The sequence below is a fragment of the Cognatundibacterium luofuense genome, from assembly GCF_018139685.1.
GTDB classification, from domain to species: Bacteria; Pseudomonadota; Gammaproteobacteria; order Burkholderiales; family Burkholderiaceae_D; genus Undibacterium; species Undibacterium luofuense.
The window spans coordinates 1-328 of record NZ_JAGSPN010000420.1 but is presented as its reverse complement, the minus strand read 5'-3'; the positions used below and the strand labels follow the sequence as shown (position 1 = coordinate 328).

The following is a 328-nucleotide window of genomic DNA, read 5'->3' as shown; positions in this document are numbered from 1 at the left end:
CAGCCGTATCGAATGCCTTTTTGACGGCAAAGAAAGCGTTTAACTCGGTTTGTGTAAACTGTACGCACATGGAGTTAATTTTCTCTATTCCCACACCGTGTTCACCGGTGATGGTGCCGCCTACAGCAACGCACAATTCCAAGATTTCCGCACCAAAAGCCTCGGCACGTAAAAACTCGCCTTCCTGATTCGCATCAAACATGATCAGCGGATGCAGGTTGCCATCACCGGCATGAAACACATTGGCACAGCACAGTCCATATTTCTGCTCCATCGCAGCGATCCCGGTCAACACTTCAGCCAGCCGTTTGCGTGGAATCGTGCCATC

Annotated in this window: 1 protein-coding gene; it reads right to left on the bottom strand. The window is 50.6% G+C overall.

Features of this window, described 5'->3' with window-relative positions; genetic code table 11:
• A partial coding sequence (locus KDM89_RS21040) for an FAD-linked oxidase C-terminal domain-containing protein (RefSeq protein WP_329604719.1) occupies positions 1–328 on the bottom strand: 328 nt, incomplete at both ends.